The sequence below is a fragment of the Nicoliella sp. ESL1120 genome (assembly GCF_058508515.1).
The window spans coordinates 218,734-242,140 of record NZ_CP196384.1; the positions used below are offsets into that span (position 1 = coordinate 218,734).

Annotated in this window: 13 protein-coding genes; 4 read left to right on the forward strand and 9 right to left on the reverse strand. The window is 44.6% G+C overall.

Annotation, left to right across the window (positions count from 1 at the left end):
* The first annotated feature begins 102 nt into the window (after positions 1-102).
* Positions 103-1,668, forward strand: coding sequence for a PucR family transcriptional regulator (locus tag ACSYTE_RS07970; protein ID WP_491717526.1), 1,566 nt, complete (start codon positions 103-105; stop codon positions 1,666-1,668).
* A 53-nt stretch (positions 1,669-1,721) separates the two neighbouring features.
* On the opposite strand, the gene ACSYTE_RS07975 is transcribed toward ACSYTE_RS07970, so the two are convergent.
* Positions 1,722-1,916, reverse strand: coding sequence for a hypothetical protein (locus ACSYTE_RS07975; RefSeq protein WP_491717527.1), 195 nt, complete (start codon positions 1,914-1,916; stop codon positions 1,722-1,724).
* Between ACSYTE_RS07975 and ACSYTE_RS07980 the strand changes: the two genes are divergently transcribed.
* Both ACSYTE_RS07980 and ACSYTE_RS07985 read left to right on the forward strand, forming a co-directional pair.
* The gene (locus ACSYTE_RS07980; RefSeq protein WP_491717673.1) at positions 1,852-2,205 is read left to right on the forward strand and encodes a LysR family transcriptional regulator substrate-binding protein; all 354 of its coding nucleotides are present in this window, start codon (positions 1,852-1,854) and stop codon (positions 2,203-2,205) included. The genes ACSYTE_RS07975 and ACSYTE_RS07980 overlap by 65 nt on opposite strands.
* A 141-nt stretch (positions 2,206-2,346) precedes the next feature.
* Positions 2,347-3,234, forward strand: a complete 888-nt coding sequence (locus tag ACSYTE_RS07985) for a hypothetical protein (RefSeq protein WP_491717528.1) — start codon at positions 2,347-2,349, stop codon at positions 3,232-3,234.
* Between the two features lie 51 nt (positions 3,235-3,285).
* On the opposite strand, the gene ACSYTE_RS07990 is transcribed toward ACSYTE_RS07985, so the two are convergent.
* Both ACSYTE_RS07990 and ACSYTE_RS07995 read right to left on the reverse strand, forming a co-directional pair.
* On the reverse strand, positions 3,286-3,570 hold the full coding sequence (locus ACSYTE_RS07990) for a YciI family protein (protein ID WP_491717529.1): 285 nt from the start codon (positions 3,568-3,570) through the stop codon (positions 3,286-3,288).
* A gap of 2 nt (positions 3,571-3,572) precedes the next feature.
* Positions 3,573-4,109, reverse strand: a complete 537-nt coding sequence (locus ACSYTE_RS07995) for an NAD(P)H-dependent oxidoreductase (RefSeq protein ID WP_491717530.1) — start codon at positions 4,107-4,109, stop codon at positions 3,573-3,575.
* 146 nt (positions 4,110-4,255) lie between these two features.
* Between ACSYTE_RS07995 and ACSYTE_RS08000 the strand changes: the two genes are divergently transcribed.
* The gene (locus ACSYTE_RS08000) at positions 4,256-4,678 is read left to right on the forward strand and encodes a MerR family transcriptional regulator (protein WP_491717531.1); all 423 of its coding nucleotides are present in this window, start codon (positions 4,256-4,258) and stop codon (positions 4,676-4,678) included.
* Between the two features lie 149 nt (positions 4,679-4,827).
* Here the strand turns inward: ACSYTE_RS08000 and ACSYTE_RS08005 are convergent, their stop codons facing one another.
* From ACSYTE_RS08005 to ACSYTE_RS08030, 6 genes are all read right to left on the reverse strand, one after another.
* A complete protein-coding gene (locus ACSYTE_RS08005; RefSeq protein ID WP_491717532.1) occupies positions 4,828-5,316 on the reverse strand; it encodes a hypothetical protein in 489 nt (162 codons plus the stop codon).
* A 153-nt stretch (positions 5,317-5,469) separates the two neighbouring features.
* Complete coding sequence (locus ACSYTE_RS08010) at positions 5,470-6,309, reverse strand: hypothetical protein (protein WP_491717533.1); 840 nt, start codon at positions 6,307-6,309, stop codon at positions 5,470-5,472.
* Between the two features lie 102 nt (positions 6,310-6,411).
* The gene (locus tag ACSYTE_RS08015; protein WP_491717534.1) at positions 6,412-6,768 is read right to left on the reverse strand and encodes a hypothetical protein; all 357 of its coding nucleotides are present in this window, start codon (positions 6,766-6,768) and stop codon (positions 6,412-6,414) included.
* Positions 6,769-6,786: 18 nt separating this feature from the next.
* Positions 6,787-7,119 (reverse strand): DUF5776 domain-containing protein, encoded by a 333-nt coding sequence (locus ACSYTE_RS08020; RefSeq protein WP_491717674.1) that lies wholly within the window; start codon positions 7,117-7,119, stop codon positions 6,787-6,789.
* The gene (locus ACSYTE_RS08025; RefSeq protein WP_491717535.1) at positions 7,094-7,414 is read right to left on the reverse strand and encodes a hypothetical protein; all 321 of its coding nucleotides are present in this window, start codon (positions 7,412-7,414) and stop codon (positions 7,094-7,096) included. Before ACSYTE_RS08025 ends, ACSYTE_RS08020 begins: the two co-directional genes overlap by 26 nt.
* A gap of 109 nt (positions 7,415-7,523) precedes the next feature.
* Positions 7,524-23,249 (reverse strand): DUF5776 domain-containing protein, encoded by a 15,726-nt coding sequence (locus ACSYTE_RS08030; RefSeq protein ID WP_491717536.1) that lies wholly within the window; start codon positions 23,247-23,249, stop codon positions 7,524-7,526.
* Between the last annotated feature and the right edge of the window lie 158 nt (positions 23,250-23,407).

The window sequence follows — 23,407 nt, forward strand, 5'->3', positions numbered from 1 at the left end:
CAGTTTTATGTATTTTTATCATTGTATTTTCATCTAATTAAATGTATGATTTTAGTAAATTTATACAAATTCATCTTTAAAAGATGTAAGTGGGGATTATATATGAAACTAGCAGAACTATTAGCCCGTCCGCAATTTAGCAAAATTAAGTTAATCAATGCGGATGCGGATCTATCTACAAACTTAACAACGGTGGGCATGATGGAAGCTCCTGACATTATTGACTACGTGGTCAAGGGACAGTTATTGGTAACGACTGGGTATCACTTCATTAATAACCTACAAGGATTAAACGAGCTCATTATTGCAATGCGCCAAAGAGGGGCAGCTGCGATTGGCATTAAGGATCGCAGATACTTCAATGAAATTCCAAAGAGTGTGATTGAAGTTGCCAATCAGGCCCACTTTCCAATCCTTTTATTACCAGACAGCGTTAGTCTATCAGTCGTTGTAAGAAATTTGCTCCATGCGGTTCTACAGCAACAAACCGATGAATTGACCCAGATTATGAATGACTCTCTATACATTTCTAAGTATATTTTGGCCGAACGCAGTGATAACGAGATTTTGGACCACATTTCCCAATTATTAAAATGTGATGTGTTCATCATTGACACTTTTGGTCGTCTTAAAGCTAAAAACAAAGCGGCTTTAGTTAATGATCAACTATTTCAATTCATTTCTGAAAAAATTGAATTATTAAAACTCAAGAACTCTAAACGAGTTTTAGATAATTACGTCATTTACCCGTTAAAAACGGTCAATAAACTAACGAGTCGATTCGTCATTTTTAACTTAACTAGCATTAATGGATCTGGTCAGCACCTATTAATTGATAATATGGTGAACCTCCTCAGTTTGGAAAACATGCAGGTCGGCATTAACATTAATGATGAACGGCAAAGAAAAAGTGAATTCTTCGAAACCCTACTTTCCAAAAAAATGTCTAAAGAAGTTTTTAAAAATACCCTGAGCTTTAAAGACTTGGATATTAATGACTCCTACCAAGCGTTTGCAATTGATGAAGCTAATTCAGTGGATACCGGAAATCATCAAGCAGCAATGCATAAAATTGTTGACTATATTTATTGGTATTTTCAAAAAATCGAAATTCCAATCGTTGTCATTAACTGGGATTTTAAAATCTTTGTATTAGTTAAGACAGATGGTAACTTAACTGAAATATTAAAAAAGCTAGAGAACTTTATTATTGATACTTTCAGTGATTTCAAAATTAGGATCGGTTTTACTAGCTATCAAAAGCAATTATTCAATTTTCAAAAATTAATGAATGAATGTAGAGAAGCATTAGAGCTAGCCAAAAGTCATCATTCAGATACCCCAGTTGAATTTCGGCCCGATGACGTTGATGATATCTTAAGTCTAATCCCTAAAAATGAAGTGAATATGTTCATTAAATCAACCCTAAGTGGCATTTTTAACTTACCGACCAATGAGTCTGAGCAACTGCTTGAGCTATTAGAACAGTACTTTATCGCCAATCAATCACTATCCAAAGCCGCTGATAACTTATTTTTACACCGTAATACCGCTGTCTATCGACTAAAAAAGGTCGAAAAAACATTAAAGCTCAGTATTAAAAATCCAGAGGAAGTCGAAAGACTATCATTGGCCATTAAGCTATATTCAATTGTAAATAAACAATAAATTAACCAAAAAATGACGCTCGGGAACCCTGCCCTAGCGTCATTTTATTTAACCTAAATCTGATAGTGTTTTAAAAATGGATGCACCTGAATATTCATTAGATCAGCCTTAAACAACGGATCATTTTGAACCAACGGAGTCACATTTCTACCAGTTGAAGATCCATCACTAACTTCGCAATACATTTTCAGCGATGAAGTAATTGCCGTAGTTGCTGATGGGAGTCCGCTCAGTAGTAATGCATCCATCTCGATGACTGAGATTGCAAAATTAAAAATCGCCACCCTCAGTGGTACATTCTACTTTCGAAAGCTAATCAACCAATACTTTCAAAAACAATTAATGTTTCCCAATTATCAATTTGAACTGAGTAGTTTTGATAGCTGCATCAACGTTGTTAAGCAAAACGATGCCGCAATCGCCCTCATCCCCCAATCAGTATTAACCACTAAGAATTATTCTAATATCGTTCCATTAAAAATTAATAGTCTCATTTTAAAAGTCAGAATCGGGCTGGTATCCCTAAAGGAAAGCTAGCTGACTAAACCGTTGATCAACCTATTAGATGTTATGGTGCAACAATTTGGGAATGATTAGTGTATAATGTACAATAAGTTAGATAAAGTGTGTTATCAATTTTGATGCTAATTTAGATTAATAACGAAAGGATGATCTTAAATGAAAAAGACAATCATATACCTAGCTACATTAGCCACCCTTTCTGCTGGTGGAGTTGCAGCAGTAAATACCGTCAACGATACTTTTTTGAGCCCCACTGTTGCTCATGCCGGTACTGGTGCTTGGATTTTACTCAAACCACTAGATTCACAAACTGCTCAATACGTCCAATCTGATCCAATCGAAGGAGCTGTCCTAACTGATGCTGGTCAGCAAGTTTATAATAATGTTAGTAGCATTAAGCAACAATTCTTATTTACAACGGCTCCTTACATAAGAGATGAAAATCAGGTCAATTTAACTGGCCCTAATTCAGGCGGATGGGTAGGCCAAATGGACACGATGACATTCAACGCAAAGGATAGCTCCATGCAGCCACTAAACGTTGTAACAATTAGCACACTAGGTGAAGAAGATGTTGCCGACGGTACTAATAATTTACCAGACTATATTTCACAAATCGAGGAATATAATAGTACCCATAGTCCCAATGCAGATGCCGATGTTCAGGTAATGCAGACTGCTTTAGCCCTTGAATCAGCTGGTATCATTCCAAAAGATAGTAAAATTAAAACAACGCTTGATAAGATTAATAATCGAACGGACAATCCAAGTAGTGATACCGCATCCACAATTAGCTCTAGCGACCAATCATCGGGATCAACTAGCACTTCCAGTACTGGTCAAACCAGTAGCAATGGTAATAAAGTGACAACTGCTAAGCAAAAGGTAAAAACTGCTCAAAAGGCACTTAAAAAAGCATCCCAAGATGTAAAGGATAGTAAGCATAAGTCTAAAAAGGCAAAACAAAATGCTAAAAAGAAATATGATCATGCTAAAGCGGCCCTTAAGAAAGCTAAGGCAACCCTCAAAAAGGCTGAAAAATAGTTAATAATAAGCAAAATGACGTTCGGAAGTAACTTTCGAACGTCATTTTATTTATTCTAAATCTGATAGCGTTTTAAACGGATGCACTTGAATATTCATCGCATTTGCTTGAAACAGTGGATCATTTTGGACTAACGGAGTAACAGCAGCTTCATCCGCTGCTTGATATACAATTAGCCCGCCCACGTTATCGATGGTTGATCCAGCGAACACTAAATTGCCAATTTGGGATTGGTTGCGCAGATATGCCAAGTGTTCAGCAATTACCTGATTCATTTGTTGTTTATCCAACTGAGATGGTTCTGCTTTAGGTGTTGCAATTTCAATAAACTTCATTTTTAATCCACTCCTTCGATAATATATTTAGCGTATTCTGCCGACCGCGTAGCAAGTTGCTGGTCGTCTAAGCTCTGCATTACTCCCTGTGTCACAAACGGCTTCGTAAAATGGGTCCCAATTAAGTTGCTAGTGGCCTTAAACGGCGATAGCATTTCGTCAATTGTATGCCCGAATGCTCCGTAAATGTGATAATTTTCAGCAGGAGCGCCCGTAGAAACGGCTAACGACAGTTGTTTGCCGTGCAACACCGTTCCAGCTGATCCATATGCCCAACCGTGCAGTAATACCAAGTCCTCCCACTTCTTCATTAAGCTGGGTGAGCTGTACCAATAGATTGGAAATTGGAATACAATTCGGTCATGTTGCTCAGCAAGTTGTTGTTCTTTTTGAACGTCAATATTGCCATTCGGATAAACGGCGTACTCATCTCGAATGGTAACGTTAGGGTCATTTACGTCCCGAATCGCCTTAATTAACGCTTTGTTTACGCGTGATTGTGCTAAATCGGGGTGGAATAATAAAATTAATGTTTTCAATATCGAAATTCCTTCCTTTTGGTAATCGTTAACGTTATCTATTAAACCACCTATAGTGAGGTCCAGCACAACCCCAAATGAATAAATAAATAAATTGACATGTAGTTAACTACAGCTACTATAATAAATACTAAGGAAGTGATCAGTTGAGTCTATCAATTACACAACTATGCCAAAAATATGGGGTTAGCGTTGAAACAATTCGCTACTACGAGCGCATCGGACTAATCCCCAACGTCCCTAGAAATGAACATGGTAATCGTTATTATGATTCGGATCTACAACAATGGTTTGAAATGATTGTTTGCCTTAGACATTCAGGAGTGGCAGTCAAAGTCCTTCAGCAATACGTGGCAATGATCAAAAAGGGTGATGCCACCCTAAAGCAAAGAGAGGAATTACTGCGGGAACAGGAACAAGCACTGCTGGATAAGCGGGCGAACTTAAATAAATCAATTCACAGGCTTCGCCACAAAATTAATTTATACGCAAGTGGGGAAATCAAGAATAACCGTAGTTACTACGAAGAATATGGAATTGAACGCGAAATTAAAAACAAGTTGCACTAGGAAGTCCTAGTATAGCTTGTTTTTTAATTACTAATGCCAATTACACTAGATTTATATACGAATATCCGATGGTTCTTACAATTTTGCCATATATTAACTAGGTTATAAAAAAGAACGTTCGGCACCACAAAACGTTCTTTTTTTATTATTTATGCTTGGCTTGTGTTACGGGCAAGTAAAAAGTAAACAGTGTTCATTTGCTCTAAGGCCCCAGCCACTTCGGTGAGCTTCTGAAACGGAAATACAATTTCTGGAATTGCTTCGTCATCGTTAAGGTACGGGTGCGTACCACTTGATTGTTGATACTGAGCGATCGATTTGCTATAGATTCGTTTAACAATGATTGGATCAACGTCATGACCATGTTGATCACGATAAATATCGCTGACGATCGAATATGCATCGCCGTTATCTGTCAATAAGATCAAATCGTCTGCTTGCCGCATCGAAAGCGACTCTTGAAATCCGAAGTTATTATCCATATCGTTCCAAACGGATAGGTTGATCACTCCGATTCGTTGATTTGGATCAAATCGTGCGGATATTGATTCACAGTGGCCCTGCAGCCGTTTAGCGATTTGGGTTTGGATAATGTTGAACTCATCTTGATCATTGAAGTGAAGCGCTTTTTTTCTCAATTGAAGATTTCCTCCTGTGGGATAAATTAATAGCCATATTATACCATGCAATTATTGATGAAATGCCGTCCTTTATAACAAATACCCACCTATCTGACTTAGGCAAAAAAATGACGTTCGGAAGCAATTACCGAGCGTCATTTTTATTATTAATTATTTTTCAAGTTTTTTAAGAGCAGCTTCAGCCTTTTTCAATGCCTTTTGAGCAGTCTTTTTAGCCTTAGTCCCCTTAGCCTTTTTTACCTGGGCTTTAGCATCTTTAACGGCCTTTTTAGCATTCGTAACACTCTTTTTACTGGTTTTAGCCTTACCAGCTAGATCATTAGATAGTGACTTTACAGTGTTTTTATAATCATCAGCATAGGATTGAACACGACTAGCAATGCTACTAGTATAGTTTGCCACACTAGTAATTACACTAGCTTGGGTTGAACCCTCAGAAACTAATGAGTTAGTAGCTGAAGCAGCGCTGGCAGTGGAAACCGAAGCAGCATTTGATTGGCTAGTAATTTGTTCAAATTGATCAACAATCGTTTTTAAAGCTGAATTAGCAGCATTATACTCACTAGTAGCACTATTAAAGCTATCAGTATATTCACTAGTATAATTCTGATAATCGGTAAGCTCCACTGCACTATTAGCTAAACTAGCATACTTATTTTGATTAGCAGTAGTAGCATTTGCAAATGCATCGCTAAGCTTATCGGTATAATCATTCATTGAACTAGCGTTATTAACAAATTGATTCCGCGCAGTCGAGATTACCGAGCTAGCAGAAGATAAGGCCCCCTCTGCTACGGCCAAACTAGCCTGTCCATAACTAGCAACTGAAGCTAACCCCGCATTGCTACTAGCAACGCTGTTAGTATCAGCATGGACACTCACTGAATATTGATTATCCATATATCCGACCGTTAAAACCCCTAAGGTGACCGCTCCTAAAACCAATCCATTCTTACTCTTTTTTAAGTTATGTAATCTATTCTTATTCATATTTAAAGACCTCCAAGTCACAACCTAGTTAAAACAACTTCATTATCACACATTGCATTAAAATTGTATATAAAAACACCGCCAATTGATTTAAATAAAATCTTATCTTGGATGGACCTTCTTCGTAATTTTTACAACCGTTATTAAATGGTTACTTTCATTGTTTCCAATCCGTTTATTACTAATATGAACATCGAATTTATCAGCAGTAAATGGTGCTAAAAATTCAGAAATTTTTTCGTCATCAATTGTAATTAAGTTTTTTACGACGGTTTGTCCTGCTGTCATGCTATTAGCAATCTCAGGAGCCTCTTTGATTGCTTTTTGTACCTGAATCCTGCGATGTCTATAAATCAAATGCCTTGCACCGTACATAAAAATACAGAAAAATACCCCAAAGACTATCATATACACCAGATATGACGAAGAACCCATTCGAAAATAATCTGTAATATTCATTTTTTAGCTCCTCATAAATTATTTTACTAATTCCACAAATTTTTTATTTGCAGTAATGTAGTTTCCATCCAACAATTGAAACCTGGTCATTCCACCAATTGTAACCACCCTCATTATTGGAATTTTTTGGTTTTTGGCATAAAAACCCAGTAATTTAGCATCTTTAAACTTTTTTTGACTGTAGATATTGATCCTATGTAAAGTTCTAACCAGTGGTGCATTAGTTGTTTTAGCCTCACCAGCTGGTGAAACAAACATAAACATAGCTAACCCAGTTGTTGAAAGAATCATAGTAACCCGTTTGAGTAACACACTTCCATTAGTTTTAATCGTTATTAAAGAATGATTCATAGCCACTATTATATTCCACCCCCCTTTTATAACGTTTGTTTTGATAAAATTTAAAAATTTTAGTCATCAACTTATGTGGTGCTAAATATTCCATGGTTATACTATCATGCCATGCTTGATCATAACCGCGTTGAAAATCATTTGTGGGTTTCCCATGATATTGATAGTACTGATCACCCTTCCCATAACGATTTTGATTTGCCTGCTGCCATTTATGATAACGCTTTTGGTATTTTTCATTTTTATATGCGCCAGATTTCATAAATCGGTGCCACTCTTTAATCCATTTTAGCATCATTTCACCCCCATTCATTCGTAATTATACATGATTAAATTTTAAAAATCGATTTATAGAACAAAAAAAACGCCACTTCATCAAGTGACGTTTTTTTGACTTTATTTAATTAAATAAACTTAACAAGTTTCTTGTTACTAGTAATATATTTACCATTTCCAATATAGAACCTAGTTAATCCTTTATATTTCACAACTCGCTTAACTCTAATCTCTGCTCCAGGCTTGTAATACTTACCCTTATCAGAATTGAAAGTCTTAGTACTATGAGCACGGGCACCAAGTGGATTCAAAACCTTAACCACCTTTTCACCAGCAGCATTATAATCAGCGGTTTGATAGTAAGCATTGACTAAATAGCCACTCTTAGCAGTAAGATAACCATGCTTAACATTATTAGTTAAATGACTCTTAACATAGTAACGAATTAAACCACTACTTGATACAGCGATTCGATTAATCCTAAATTCACTAATGTTTCTTTGAATGGTCTTATTATACTTCTTGATTCGATCCGCAGCATAAAAGTTCTTGCTGTCATATAGATAAAGCGCCCGATTGTTATATACATATAGTGGATGTTTCTTCAACTTGTTGTTGAATTCGGTCACATATCCATACTTATAACCAGCTGATTGTCCATCCAAAGATTCCACAGCATAAGCCTTCTTATCAGCAGCTTTCTTACCACTAGCAACATCCCGTAAGTAAGCCGTTCTACCAGCATCATATGCTCTTGCATAATCAGATTGGTAAAGAGCTGACTTCCCAGTAAAGTCAGTTTTGGCACTCTGCCCATTGTATGCGTCAGAATAACCATCAAAGGCCCCCGTATAAGTTGGATCGTTAGTGTAGATTGGATCACTCTTATAACCATCGGTAGCATCATCCAACCCGCGTTGGTAATTATCAATGTTCCCTACGGTGGTCCCAGAAGCAGCAGTTCCATCTGGATTGATCAATCCAGAATTACCACTTCCGCCAATTTGATCAATATCAGGCGTTGCTACTCCGGCAGCACTGGCTGCAGAAAAGACGATCCGAGCTGCTAAAATCATTATTTGATAATCACTGGCGGCCCGATTAGCTGCCGAACTAGCTTGTGATGTTGCCAAACTAGCAGCAGCGTTAGCAGAAGTAATTTGACCATCAGCAACTGAGACAACGCTAGCAGCGGAACCAGCAACTGAAGTGTAGCTATCTCCTGCAGCTATATCGCCACGGGCATAGGCTGCCGATGCAGATTGATATGCAGCACTAGCAGTCACGTTCGCTGCACTGGCCACTGCGTAGGCACTATTAGCAGCACTTGAAGCAACGCTTGCGGCAGCATAAGCACTAGCTGCCACGCTATTTGCCATAATTGCATCAGCAGATGCAGATCCAATTGTAACCGTAGCAGAACTAACTTGGGTCGCATAACTATTATTAGTGGCATTGGCATTACTTGCATATACATTAGCAACAACAGAAGCAACACTATAAGCAGTTATAGCCGCTTGTGATGCCTGTGAAGTGCTTGAACTTGCGACGGATGAGTAGTAAGCAGCCTGATTATTATTGCTAATAATTAATGATGTTGCACTATTAACAACGGTGTTATTAGAAGCTGCTTGGCTAGCATATGATGATGCCAAGATAGCTTGACTACTCGTAGTAGGATTTACGATATAGCCAGCACCAGCACTAACAGTGGCTGCTGATTGTGCAGCAGAATTGGCAGCAATCACCGTTTGTGCAGCTGATTGAGCAACTGCAAAGTAACTAGCAGCACTAACGTAAGCAAGTGAAGCGACCGCATTGGCACTAGCAGCAACAACAGAAGCGCTTTGTGCAACTACCGCATTTGAACTGGCAACTTGATTAGCACTATTAACCAACGCATTAGCGCTGATAAAGGCTGCAGAATTGCCGTTGTTAGCAAAGCTATTTGCAACCGATGCTTGCACGCTAGCTACAACAGCGGCACTCACCACTGCAGTACTTGCTGAAGCAGCGGTACTAGCGGCACTGGATGCAACTTGGTTAGCAGACTGCCCCTTAGTAGTTGCACTGACAGCCCCTGCGTAAGCTGAACTAGCAATCACATTGGCGCTCGATGCAAGCGCAGCAGCTGATTGAACAAATGGATTCCCAGGAGCTGCAGAGGCAGCTGCACTAGCTTGCCCGTTAGCTGTTGATGCTTGAGAAGCAATCGTAGCAATTTGATTCGTTGATGAACTCGCTAGACTAACGAATTGGGAAGCGGCACTCGCAGCAGCAACTCCACCACTGGTAGCAATGGAAGCAGCACTATTAAAGTTATTTGCATTTGAAATGTTAGCAACGGCTGAGTTAGCAGTGTTGGCAGCAGAACTAGCAACGACCGATGCACTTGTGGCAACGAATGCAGCACTGGAAGCAACTGACACCGCTGAACTAGCAACGTTCGAGTCGCTGGTTGCACTTGCTAAGGCAGCGTTAGCAACACTGGCAGCACTAACAGCTTGGTGACTATAACTATCACCAGATTGAGAATTACCATTTGCATATGCTGAAGCAGCAGCTATGGAAGCACTGTTAGCAATGGAAGCAGCACTGGATGCAATTGCACTTTGACTGACCGCATCACTGGCAGCAGAATCAGCATTTGACTTAGCTGATGCCGCAATGTTGTTCGCGCTGGATGCAGCTGAATTAGCTACGTTCGCAACCGTAGTGGCTGAACTAACAACCGATGACGCACTGGCAACTGCTGAGTTAGCTGGGAATTGCGTTGCATAACTACTTAATTGACTATTATCATTATTTGCAACGCTAGTAGCACTTGCAGCTCCACTATTGGCAACGCTAGCAACCTTCGCATAGCTATCAGCATTACTTGCGTTTGATATTGTCGCATTAGCAACCCCTGTAGTTGCACTAGCTGCCGATTCAGCAGCGGAAGCAGCACTATTGTTACCAGGAAGCGAAGCTGCTGCTGAACTCAAGGCTCCATTAGCAACCGCAGCTGCAGAACTGGCTACGATTGATGCACTTGTGGCTGATTGAGCAGCATTCGATGCCGCATTGACCGCTGAACTAGCAACGCTAGAATCATTCGCTGCTTGAACCGCAGCTGCGCTGGCATCATCAGCAGCCATTGATGCCTGGCGACTATAACTATCACCAGCCTGTGAATCACCCGCAGCATAGGCAGATGATGCAGCACTGGATGCACTAGTGGCTTTAGAAGCAGCAGCACTAGCAATCGCATTTTGACTATTAACATCGCTAGCAGCAGAATCAGCAGTATTCTTAGCTCCCATAGCAACGCTATTGGCACTAAAAGCAATTGCACTGGCGGATTTAGCAACGGAGCTAGCAGAACTGATCGTCAAAGACGCACTAGCCACCACTGAATTATTAGGATATTCAGAAGCATAACTATTCACACTTCCATTAGCGACACTAACTGCACTGGTAGAAGCATCAGCACCGGAACTAGCAACGCTAGCAGTTTTTGCATAACTATCAGCATTACTTGCATTAGAGGTAATTGGAGCAACTAGACCAGCAACAACGGAAGCGTTAGAAGCAGCATTCGATTGCGCAACAGCTGCCGTACTATTATTAGTTGGTAATGCGGAAATCGCATCTTTTAATGCATCGTTCGCAACGGATGCAGCAGAACTAGCGATCCCAGATGCACTCGTGGCTGATTGAGCAGCATTTGATGCCACGATTGTTGCGGAATTAGCAACACTAAAGTCCTTGTTAGCCTGAACGACTGCAGAGCTGGCATCTGCTGCAGCAGATGAAGCCTGCCGACTATAGCTATCTCCAGCTGACGAGTTTCCAGTAACATAAGCAAATGAAGCCGCACTCGATGCAACTGTTGCTAAAGAAGCAGCGGAACTAGCCACTGAACTTTGCAATGAAACATCACTAGCTGCAGAATCAGCATCAGCTTTAGCACTAGCGGCAACGCTATTGGCACTGGATGCTACCGTACTTGCAGAATCAGCCGTTGAACTAGCAACACTAATCGTGGTAGCGGCGCTAGCAACAACAGAATTATCAGGATATACGGAGGCGTAACTATTAACGATTCCATTCGCTGCACTAACAACACTAGTAGAGCTCGATGCGCCAGAATTATCACCACTAGCGACCTTAGCATAACTATCAGCGCTATTGGCATTCGCATTCGTGACGTTAGCAACGCTAGCCACTGCAGAAGAAGCGATATCGGCATTAGACTTTGCAATCGAAGCAGCATTACTGATCACTGGTAATGATGAGGCTGCAGAATCCAATGCTGACTTAGCAACCGATGCTGCTGAACTAGCAATGCTAGATGCAGAACTAGCATCACCAGCAGCACTCGCAGCTGCCGTAACCGCAGAGCTAGCAAGGGCTGAATCTTTAGCGGCTTGATCAACTGCGGACTTAGCATCATCGGCAGCAGCGGATGCTTGACGACTATAGCTACTTCCTGCCTGTGCATCATTACTAGAGTAAGCATTGGATGCAGCACTGGACGCAATACGAGCAACCGAAGCCGCACTACTTGCAACTAAGCTTTGGGTTACCACATCGTTTGAAGCTGAATCGGCAACGGATTTTGCGCTATTAGCAACACTATTAGCACTCGATGCGACTGCATTAGCAGATTTGGCCACGCTATTAGCAGAACTAATTACTGGCACCGCACTCGCCACTGCTGAATTATCTGGATATTGGGAAGCATAACTATTAATTGTATTATTAGCAGAACTAGCAGTACTAGTGGAACTATCGGCACTAGCATTCGAACGCTTAGCATTATCAGCATAACTAGTCGCATTACTTGCAGCAGAAACTGCTCCGCTAGCGATGCTGGTAGTCGTGGCAGAAGCTGAATCAGCATGTGATTTAGCAATTGAAGCCTCACTATTCGTAACAGGAAGTGCTGAAGCGGCGGCACTTAAAGCCGCCTCAGCAGCGTTCGCAGCAAAGCTAGCAACCACGGAAGCAGAAGTTGCACTGGATGCAGCATTCGAAGCTACTTGAACGGCAGAGCTAGCAACTAGTGAATCATCGGCCGCCTTAGAAGCGGCAACGCTAGCATCATCGGCAGCAGACGATGCTTGGCGGCTATAGCTGTCTCCAGCTGATGAGTTCCCGGCATCGTAAGCAGATGCAGCAGCCGTGGAATTAACCCCTGCTAATGAAGCAGCATTACTTGCGATCACACTTTGCCGATTGGCATCACTTGCAACCGAGTCAGCAACGGACTTGGCATTAGCCGCAGCACTGTTAGCGCTGTCAGCCACGTGATTAGCTGAGTCTGCAATTGAATGCGCAACACTAGTGGTGGATACAGCACTTGCCACCACGGAATTATCTGGATACTGAGCAGCATAGCTATTAACCTGGCGATTAGCATCACTAGCAACGCTAGTAGAACTACCAGCCCCTGAGTTAGCAACGCTCGCAACCTTAGCATAGCTATCGGCATTACTTGCTGCTGAAAGCGTAGCAGCATCGACACTCCCAGCAACCGATGAAGAAACCGTTGCATTAGAGTTTGCAACTGAAGCTTCGCTATTCGTAACTGGCAATGCTGATTCAGCATCACTGATTGCCGCAATAGCGTTATTAGCAGCACTACTTGCCACTGTCGATGCAGAACTAGCAACTCCAGCGGCACTGGATGCTAATACAACTGCAGAACTGGTGGCACTGGCGTCTTGGGATGCTTGAGCGGCAGCTGAACTAGCATCAGCTGCTACACTAGCTGCTTGACGACTATAACTGTCACCTTCTTGTTGATTACCAGCAGCGTATGCGGAAGTAGCAGCACTAGAAACCACATTAGCTAATGAAGCGGCACTACTTGCAACTGCACTTTGGCTAGCAGCATCACTAGCTGCAGAATCAGCAATAGATTTTGCACTTGCAGCCATTTGATGAGCACTATTGGCAGATACATTTGCAACACTAGCAACTGAATTAGCAGCACTAATCACAGAAGCAGCACTGGCAACGACTGAATTAGCTGGATCCTTAGCAGCGTAACTTACCGCCTTGCTATTAAGTGAATTAACGACACTGGTTGAAATACCTGCTCCTGAATTATCATCACTGGCAATTTTAGCATAACTGTCAGCAGCACTAGCGTTAGCAATGGCAACGCTATTAGCGCTACTGGTAACGACAGAAGCAGAATCGGCAGTAGACTTAGCAACAGAAGCTTCGCTATCCGTAACTGGAAGAGCAGCTGCTGCAGAATTCAATGCCGCCTTTGCAGCATCGGCAGCAAAACTAGCAACAACCGAAGCCGAAGTCGCAGTGGAAGCAGCATCTGATGCGACCGAAACGGCCGAATTAGCAGCACTAGAATCAGCGGAGGCATTATTAGCAGCGACACTGGCTTCACTAGCAGCTGCAGTCGCTTGATGACTATAGCTATCACCAGCGGTAGGGTTGCCATTCGCATAAGCAGATGCAGCAGCACTGGAGGCACTATTAACAACTGAAGCAGCACTACTTGCAATTGCGCTTTGACTAGCAGCATCACTTGCAATTGAATCAACCGTACTCTTGGCACTAGTTGCAGCACTCTTAGCACTAGCCGCAACTGAATTAGCAGAGCTTGCGATCGATGAGGCAACACTAGTAGTAGAAGCCGCACTCACAACGACTGCGTTATTTGGATATGCTGAAACATAGCTATTCACCACATCGTTAGCAGAGCTTGCGGTACTCTTAGAACTACCAGCACCAACGCTGGCGGAACTAGCAATTTTAGCATAACTATCGGCACTGCTTACGTCCGATAATGCTCCACTAGCGGTGCTAGTAGCAACAGATAAAGCAGCCTTAGCGTTAGAAACGGCCATTGAAGCTTCACTATTCATCCCTGGATATTGAGATTGAGCAGCATTTAAGGCATCCTTAGCAGCTTCAGCGGCAAAACTAGCCACAACTGAAGCCGAGCTAGCTGAATCCGCAGCAGCGGATGCGCTCGTTACGGCTGAACTAGCTGCGTTCGAATCGTTAATTGCTTGACTAGCAGCAGAACTAGCCGTGTTTAATGCATTAGAAGCTTGACTATTGAATCGATCACCCGATTGTGGATCACCAGCAGCGTATGCTGATGAAGCAGCACTCTTGGCAATTGCTGCATTGGAAAGAGCCGCAGAGGCATTTTTACTTTGTTCCACCACATCACTTGAAGCTGAGTCAGCAACCGATTTGGCGTTTATCGCAGCACTATTGGCACTAGATGCAACTGAATTAGCAGAACTAGCGATCGAAGCAGCAGTACTAGTCGTTGCAGAAGCACTCACCACAACCGAGTTATCTGGATGGGCGGACGCTAGACTATTAACGGTTCCGCTAGCAGAACTAGCGAAGCTGGTTGATTGAGCGGCTCCCGAGTTATCAGCACTAGCTACCTTAGCGTAACTATCGGCTGTGCTAGCGGCTGAAATCGTCGGTGCAACAAGATCTGAACCACTACTAGTAACTGCTGATTGCGCAGAATTCAAAGCCGCATTAGCAGCATCATTTGCTGCACTGGCAACGCTGGATGCATTCACCGCACTTCTGGCGGCGCTGGCAGCATCGTTAACTGCGGAACTGGCAACATCACTAGCAGAATTGGCTTGACTAACCGCGACACTAGCATCAGAAGCAGCAGCAACTGCTTGTTTCACATAGGCATCCCCAGCAGTACTATTCCCCGCTACATATGCAGATGAGGCGGCACTTGCGGCACTGGATGCAGTATATGAGTCTTGTTCAGCAGTTGAGCGTTGCTTTTCCACTTCGTTGGCGGCTGATGAAGCAACCGACTTAGCGCTAGCAGCAACACTATTAGCACTGGATGCATCATTAGATGCAGACTGAGCAGCGGAACTAGCGGAGCTAATCGTATTAGCAGCGCTAGCCACAACGGAATTATCTGGGTATGACGAAGCATAGCTGTTGACTGCATTGGTAGCAGAACTAACTGCACTGGTGGAACTATTTGCTCCTGAACTAGCGGCACTGGCAACGCTAGCGTATTTATCTGCAGCATTGGAGTTTGCTCCATTGGCACTCGCAATCGAATCAGCTAGGCTGGCAGCGGAAGAAGCAGCCACTTTTGCGCTTTGTGCTGCAATGTTTCCTGGGAGGGCTGGGTTACTTCCATGTTCACTAGCCAGCGAATTAGCAACGCTGGTCGCACTAGCAGCTTGACTAGCAAGTGATTGTACGGCAGAAGTAGCACTAGCTCCTTGATTAGCAGCGCTATCAACATCTTGTTTAGCCTGACTAGCATCGCTAGTAGCAGCATCAGCATCAGATTGAGCACTCTTGGCAACTGAAGCGGCACTGGATGCCTGTTCGGCATATGACTTTGCAGCAGCACGATCACCACCGGCAACGGCGCTGGAGGCAGCTACAGAATCAGCTGACGCAACAATTGAAGCGGAATTAGCAATGACAGAAGCGCTGCTAATCTTAGCAGCGTTGCTGTCAACCCGACTCTTTGCAGAAACGACAGCTGAACTAGCACTAGTCACTTGTTGGGCGACAGATGCAACACTTTGGGTCGCCGTTGAAGCATTCTTAACCGCACTGGCAATCGATGAATCATCTGGATAGTATGATGCGATTACGCTGGCTGCTGTGCTGGCGGAATTGGCAGAACTGACTGCAGTGTTAGCAGCGGATTGGTTAGCAGTAGCAGTGTTAGCAGCACTTTGCGCACTGGAAACGATTGGAGCAACCACTGCTGAATCAGAACTTACGGCAGCAGATGCGCTGCTGGCAACCGAACTGGCGGAACTAGCAACACTATTATAATCACCAGCTAAAACGGCCTCGGTCGCTTTTGAAGCGACTTTACTAGCATCAGCAATGGCACTGGAAGCCACTACCTGTGCAGACGAAGCCTGCGAAGCAGCAACGGAAGCGGCCTTAGCATATAGGTTGGCGGTACTTGAGGCTGATTGGGCAACGCTACTGTCACTAGAAGCTTGATCAGCAGCATTGGAGGCAATAGATTCGGCCGAACTAGCTCCCGATGGATCGTTAGAATTGGCAGCGCTGTTGGCAATGCTATCGTATTGCGATGCAATCGATGCCTGTGTATTCGCATTGCTAGCAGCAGAATTAGCGGAACTAGCGGCACTATCGGCGGCATCCTTTGCAACAGAAGCGGCACTGGATGCCTGTTTAGCAGCGGATGAGGCCGAATTAGCAACTGATGTGTCACTAGCAACTGCACTAACCGCACTGTTGATGACAGAATCACTTGGGTTCTCAGAACTCAAACTAGCCACCTGACTATTAGCTGAAGAGAGCGAACCCATTGATTGGTTAATCGCATCAGAAGCTTGACTGGCGGCGGTTGAATACTTAGCCGCATCGTTAGCAGCAGATTGAGCACCGCTCGCTCCACTCGCAGCTTCGTTGGCGACTGAAGCTGCCTTACTGGCATCACTGTAATCATTATCAGCATCGCTAGCGTATTGGCTTCCGGCCTTACCATTAATTGCTGCATCAGCGTTAGCAACAGCACGGTTGGCACTAGAAGCGACCGAACTAGCATGAGAAGCAGTAGCGTTAGCACTGGCAGCGGTGCTGTTGGCTAGGCTCGCAGCTTGATCAGCATTGTTTGCGTCTGATTGTGCTGACTTAGCAACTTCAGCAGCACTGGATGCCTGGTCGGCATAGGAATGGGCCACCGAGTTGTTCCCACTGGCCACCGCATTAGATGCTGCTGCAGAAGCACTAGCAGCAGTGCTGGCGGCGGAGCTAGCAATAACGCTCGCACTGGCAACAATACTAGCATTGCTTACTACTTGTGATTTTGCAGTCTCAGCAGCTGATTGCGCACTAACTGCTTGACTGGCAGCACTATTAGCAACCGAGTTGGCAGAACTAGCAACCTGCGCTTGACTAACAATGGCAGAATCGTTTGGATGTAAAGCGGCAATTGATTGGGCATCGCTGTTCAACGAACTGGCACCTGAAGCAAAGTTATTGGCACTACTTACGTCATCAGCAATTGCAGAAGCATAGGAGGTAGCACTAACAATCGATGAATTAACGTCAGCAGAGGTTCCACTAATTGCAGCGGAAGCACTCGAGGCAGCAGAACTAGCGGAACTGGCTTCATGGTTGTAATCAGCCCCATCGTTGACGCTGTTGCTGACAGCAGCAATGGCGGAAGAAGCAACGGAGGCGACACTAGCGATCGTTGATTGCGCACTGGAAGCCTTAGCAGCTGCGGCGTTTCCACTATCAGTCGCTGCTTGAGCATTCGAATTAGCGGATTGGACCACATCATTGGCTGAACTAGCAAGGCTCGCAGCCGACTTAGCAGCTGTGGCAGCAGATGATGCAGCACTCACATCACCATTAGCAGCATAACTAATTGCAGCACTAGCAGCGGCATTGGCAACACTAGATTGCACAGCTGCTGAATTGGCAGCATCAGCAGCGGATTGAGCAGCAGCGCTGGCTGCGGATGAAGCCGAATTAGCAACGCTGGATGCAACGGACGCATCGATCGAAGCAGAACTGGCAATGACACTGGCGCTATTAACCACGCTGGCGGCACTTTGGACACTAGCGTTAGATGGATTGGAATTGATTAAACTATTGATGGCACTACTTGCTGATGCGACCGAACTCATTGTTTGACTAGCAGTACTGGAAGCTGCACTGGCTTCTGAAGAGTACTTAGCAGAACTGCTCAACACAGCAACACTGCTAGCGGTCTGTTGCGCATTATTGGTGGTATTAGCAGCAGAAGATGCTTGAGCCTTGGCCTCGTTGGCATAGCTGGAAGCACCACCGATGGCACTATTAGCAGTGCTTTCTGCACTTTGAACGGTGTTATTAGCTGAAACAGCATTGCTGGCAGCCGAAGATGCCTTGGCAGAAGCAGCGGAAGCAGTATTGGATGCAATCACGGCATTAGACTGGGCAACTGAGGCATTGCTGATGGCAGATTGGGCGCTATTAGCCGCAGCACTGGCAGCACTAGCTGCGCTAGAAGCCGCCACGGGATCACCGCTAGCAGCGGCTTGACTAGCAGCAGTTGAAGCACTCTTGGCTGCACTAGCGGCAGAATTGGCCACACTAGCAGCTGCTGAGGCGGTCACACTTGCACTACTTGCATCGTTGCTGGCGGATTGGGCGGCCGTGTTGGCAGAGTCGGCATCAGAAGCAGCGGATTGGGCCACTGAGTTGGCGCTCGCTACTCCAGATGCAGCACTTTGAACGGTTGAGTTGTTCGGGTTAGCAGATGCCATCGACTTGACCTGGGCGTTGGCATCGGAAGCTTCCTTAGCGGCACTGGCAGCGGCGCTATCACTAGCAGAAGCCCCAGATGCTGCATCGTTGGTCTGACTAGTTAACGATGCAACGTTGGATGGGTTAGCAGAATCGCTCGTCAACGAATTAGTCTTGCTATTGGCACTAGTGGCATTACTATCGGCAGCACTGGCAGTCGAGTTAGCAAGTGAAGCTGCTCTAGCGGACGTATTGCTGTTGGCACTGGCGACGCTGGATAGTGCACTAGCTGCAGCACTGCTTGCTGCAGCCACACTGGATTCATCACTTTGCGCAGAATTATAGGCGCTAGAAGCCACCTGACTGGCCGCATTAGCACTGGAGACCGCGTTTTGAGCAGCGGAATTCGCCACTGCTGCATCGGAAGCGGCGGAAGAAGCCTTATTAAAGTTACCAGCGGATTCATAACTAGAAGCAAGCACGGAGGCGCTCTGCGCACTGGCAATCGCCTGGCTAGCTGCTTGACTAGCGGTTGAATAATTAGAAGCCGCATTATCAGCATCGTTTTTGGCAGACTGAGCTACCGAATTAGCAACTGAACCTGCCGATTGGGCACTGTTCAAGGCACTATTAGCAGCACTGGCAACCGATTGATCGCTGTTAATTTGCGAATCGTTGGGATAAAGGCTGGCAACACTACTAATGGCAGCCGAAGCACTATTTCCAGATTGTTGGGCAGCACTAACGGCGTTGGCTTCTGATTGGGCCTTAGAGGCTACTGAATCGGCATTGCTGACGTTAGCACTCACGCTACTTGATAAACTACTAATGCTGTCGGCGGCACTTTGAGCCCCTGAAACGGCTGAGCTGGCCTTGCTGTTTGCATTGTCAACCCCATCGCTGTAGATGCTGTTGGCAGCACTGGCAAACTTCGCAGCCGCGTTCGAAGCATTAACGGCGCTATCGGTCAGTTGGGCAGCAGCACTAACGGCACTGCTGAAGTTAGAATAATCAGCACTGGCGGATGAGACTGCAGCGCTCGCTAAAGAAGCATAGTAAGAGGCACTGGAGGCATCACTATCGGATGGGCCGAAGTTGCTCAACTTGGCTTCGGCGTTGTTATTTGAGGTAACGTTGTTGGCGTATGAAGATGCCAAACTAGCGTAGCTGCTGACGTTGTTCGATTGAACAATGTAGTCACTATTAGCAGAAGTTGCTAAGCTAGTGGCGACTTGGGCTTGGGAGTTGTACTCAGAAGCATTCGAACTATTAATCGTCATTGCACTAACGGCACTAGCCATTGATGATTGCATTGCAACTGCAGATGGATATCCCTGTGAGGCCAACGATTGCATGGCACTTGATTGACTGACCACACTGGTGTAACTAACGTTCGTCGCACTAGCGGCACTAGCAGCCTTAACGGCGTAACTAGAGTTGTTGATCGCAGTCGAGCTAATCGCACTGCCGTTCGAGCTAGCAAAGGCGGTCATACTGCTGCCAGCTGAAGAAGCCTGCAATGAAGAAGCATTGGCTTGATCAATTGCTGGTTGGTTAATTAGGTAGAGTGGATCAGTAATTGCGTGGTTCTTGATACTGCCAGAATAGATCTGGGTATTAGAAACGTTGAACGGACCGGTTGTTGGGTTAATGATGTTACTACTGGTGTAGGTATTCCCGTTCTTATCTTCATAGAGTTCACTATCGATCGTTGAAACGAAGTAGTGCGCAGTAACAGACAACGAGTTAACGATCGCATTCGTGCTGCTGGTGGCCGCCTTAAAATCGTTCAACCAACTGGCGGGAACCCGATAGCTAAATGGCATTGAGGTCACTAACTGTCCGTTCACGTAGCTCACCGGAAGCGTATTAGTGTATTTATTACCATCCCCATCGACATCAGTCTTAGGATCATCAACGACTCCCTGGCCGTTGTTGTCAATTAGAAGTTGGTGGCCGTTGACGACCACACTCATGTAGACTGGCTTATTCTTCAAGGATTCAGGGATGTTATTGACCCCCGTCAAAGAGAGGGTTCCAGAAATTTCGTATTCATTAACGTCGGTTCCATCCCCGTTAACCACCTTTTGGACGTTCAGTGGACTAATGAAGTTGGCGGTTGGCGATGCCGTAAACGACAGGTACTTGGAATTGGTAATTGAAGTCGAGCCATTGACACCGTTACTTGGCAGATTTTCAAAAGCCTTGTCCTGGGCGTTGTAATACAGGATGTTCCCACTGGCTGGAATCTTAACTGCGTAGTAGGCTCCCTGCGCATTCCCGTTGTTATCCACACTAACCGCATAGGCGTTGAAGTTAGCGTTGGAAATAATCCCCGCACTTTGCTTTTGGGCGGGATCCGAATGGGTGGTGTCTAGATCAAAGACAACGTCCTGCCCTGGGGTATTAATGTTAACAGTCCCTTGGGTGTACAGTAGCGTCGGGTTGCTGGTCCCATCCGATGACAGGATCAGGTTCCCACCGTTTACAACGTTCAAGGTAGCGTTCGAACCCAATTGGAGAACGTATGGATTCCCGGTTCCGGTAACGTTGTTGATCGTGGATTGCAATAATCCGTTCGTTTCGGATGTCACGGTACCACCAATATAGGTAACGATGTTTTGGTAGTCGGTCATGTTTTTCCCTAACACGTTGAACTGACCGCTGTTCTTAACATCCAGGTTCCCTTCGATATCAACTGGGTAGGCGGCTGGTTTACTGTTGATCGAGACGTTGACGGACCCACCATCGACAACCATGTTGGCACCAGAGGCTAGGTAGAGGGCACTGGTCCCCCAGCTACTGTTCCCGGTATTACTGGAACTCCCAGTCTGCATGTTCCCGGTGTTGATGTTGACAGTCCCGTTGATCACAGCGGTCCCCTTAGCGTATAGCCCTTGTGCTCTGACACTTTGTGAACCATGCTTGATTGAAGGAGCTGCTGCGGATTGCCCAAAGTAGGTACTGGCATCCCCGTTCGGGTTCAAATTAACCGTGGCACCCTTTTGGACGTTGAACTGGCCCTGTAATTCAATTACGGTCCCATTATTGGTATAACCGTTGTAGGTCGCCCCGCTCATCACGGTCATCGAAATAACTTCAAGGTTCCGACTGTTGGTAACGTCGGCATAGTGGGTCGCCGTATCGCTAGGAATCCCAGAAACGGTAAAACTTGGCACACTATTAACGGTCACGTTATTTTGAATGTAGGCGTTCAAGTTATTGGCTTGAATCATTTGTGGTCCCGTGTAGGTTACGTTATTAATGTAGGTATCGGTGGTCAGTGGTTTTCCAGAACCCAAATGGTCGGTAATGATCCCGTATTGGGAGGTCCCGTACATGTTTTGGTTCATCAACGTGATCGTCCGCGTGTTCATCGGACTGTAGTCAACCCCACCGTAGTCGATGTTGGCCCAGGTTCCGTCGGCCTTTAACCCGTTGATCACAAAGTCCTTGGTGTTATCGTTCTTAGTCACCTGACGAGTTTGGACCGCATCGGTCACCCCTTGGGCCTGGTGTAAGTCGATGTCATTTAAAACGTTAATATGGTAGACGTTCGGGTTCATCACTGCATCATTAAATTCTTGGGCCGTGGTAACGTTGACAGTCGTGTTGGTGGTCCCCTGCGCATTCAAACCGGCGGAAGTAGCGTTAGCATAGTTGCTCGAAGTGGCCGAATATTCACTATTGATTGCGATCACAGCGGCACTGGCACTATTGTAGAGCACGGTTGCTAGCGATAGGTTCGAAGCGTTAGCACTCGAAACGTTCGTCAATTCACCAGCATAGGCACTAACGGCATAACTAGTCAGCACTTTGTACTTGTAATTGGTAGCTGAACTATTGGTCGTATTTGCACTAGATTGGTAGCTTTGCATTAAACTATATGCGGAGCTCAATACAGCTGCATTACTACTCATCGCAGAATAGGAATCAATCGAGGCGCTATTAGAATTGGCATAACTCATAGCAACAGCCACGGAGCTAAACATTGCAGAAACCGCACTAGTTTGCGAATTAACGGCACTCCCTTGTGAAATGACCGTATCCAATTGAGACTGTGCACTTACAACTACAGGATCAGCGCTGGCAGAAGAAGCCGCAATACTGGAATTAGCACTATCGATAGCACTGTTAACCTGACTTACGAAACTGCCAGAAGAATTGCTGGTGTTTGAATTATTACTACCTGTTGAAGCACTGCCACTAGCACTGCTAGTATTACTGGTTCCACTAGCACTAGCGTTTGCAGACGAGTTCGAACTAGTGGTTGATGAGGAACTACTCCCATTGGTAGAACCACTATTGGAACCGCTAGCACTGCTAACCGTAGAACTATTCGTGCTATCACTAGTTACGCTACTTCCAGTTGAGCTAGCGGAAGCGCCCCCTGATTGCTTATCAGCAGAACTACTTCCACTGTTATCATTATTAATAGAAGGATTGGTGTCGGCATTAACCGTCACTGCTTTTTCAGCAATCGTTGCTCCCCCTAGAGCAGCAAGCATTGACACTGAAACTACGACCCATTGCCTTTTCACTTTCTTTAATGCTTTTTTATCATTTACTTTATTAAAACGATATTTATTATAAGGCAAATTAATCACTCCCTAATTTTCTGAATCAAAATACATAAAATAAACCAAAATTGGAATAATTTTATTATGTAAAAACCATAATGTATCAAATATTATTATACGCTAGTAACATATTTAATACATAACAAAAAACAACGTAGTTTAATTTAAATTTTAAA

Excerpts from the sequence above, each read along its gene's own strand:
- ACSYTE_RS07990 (WP_491717529.1), bottom strand. The coding sequence starts at position 3,570 with ATGAAGTTTATTGAAATTGCAACACCTAAAGCAGAACCATCTCAGTTG.
- ACSYTE_RS08020 (WP_491717674.1), bottom strand. The coding sequence starts at position 7,119 with ATGAATCATTCTTTAATAACGATTAAAACTAATGGAAGTGTGTTACTC.
- ACSYTE_RS08015 (WP_491717534.1), bottom strand. The coding sequence starts at position 6,768 with ATGAATATTACAGATTATTTTCGAATGGGTTCTTCGTCATATCTGGTG.
- ACSYTE_RS08010 (WP_491717533.1), bottom strand. The coding sequence starts at position 6,309 with ATGAATAAGAATAGATTACATAACTTAAAAAAGAGTAAGAATGGATTG.
- ACSYTE_RS07975 (WP_491717527.1), bottom strand. The coding sequence starts at position 1,916 with ATGGATGCATTACTACTGAGCGGACTCCCATCAGCAACTACGGCAATT.
- ACSYTE_RS07970 (WP_491717526.1), top strand. The coding sequence starts at position 103 with ATGAAACTAGCAGAACTATTAGCCCGTCCGCAATTTAGCAAAATTAAG.
- ACSYTE_RS07985 (WP_491717528.1), top strand. The coding sequence starts at position 2,347 with ATGAAAAAGACAATCATATACCTAGCTACATTAGCCACCCTTTCTGCT.
- ACSYTE_RS08025 (WP_491717535.1), bottom strand. The coding sequence starts at position 7,414 with ATGCTAAAATGGATTAAAGAGTGGCACCGATTTATGAAATCTGGCGCA.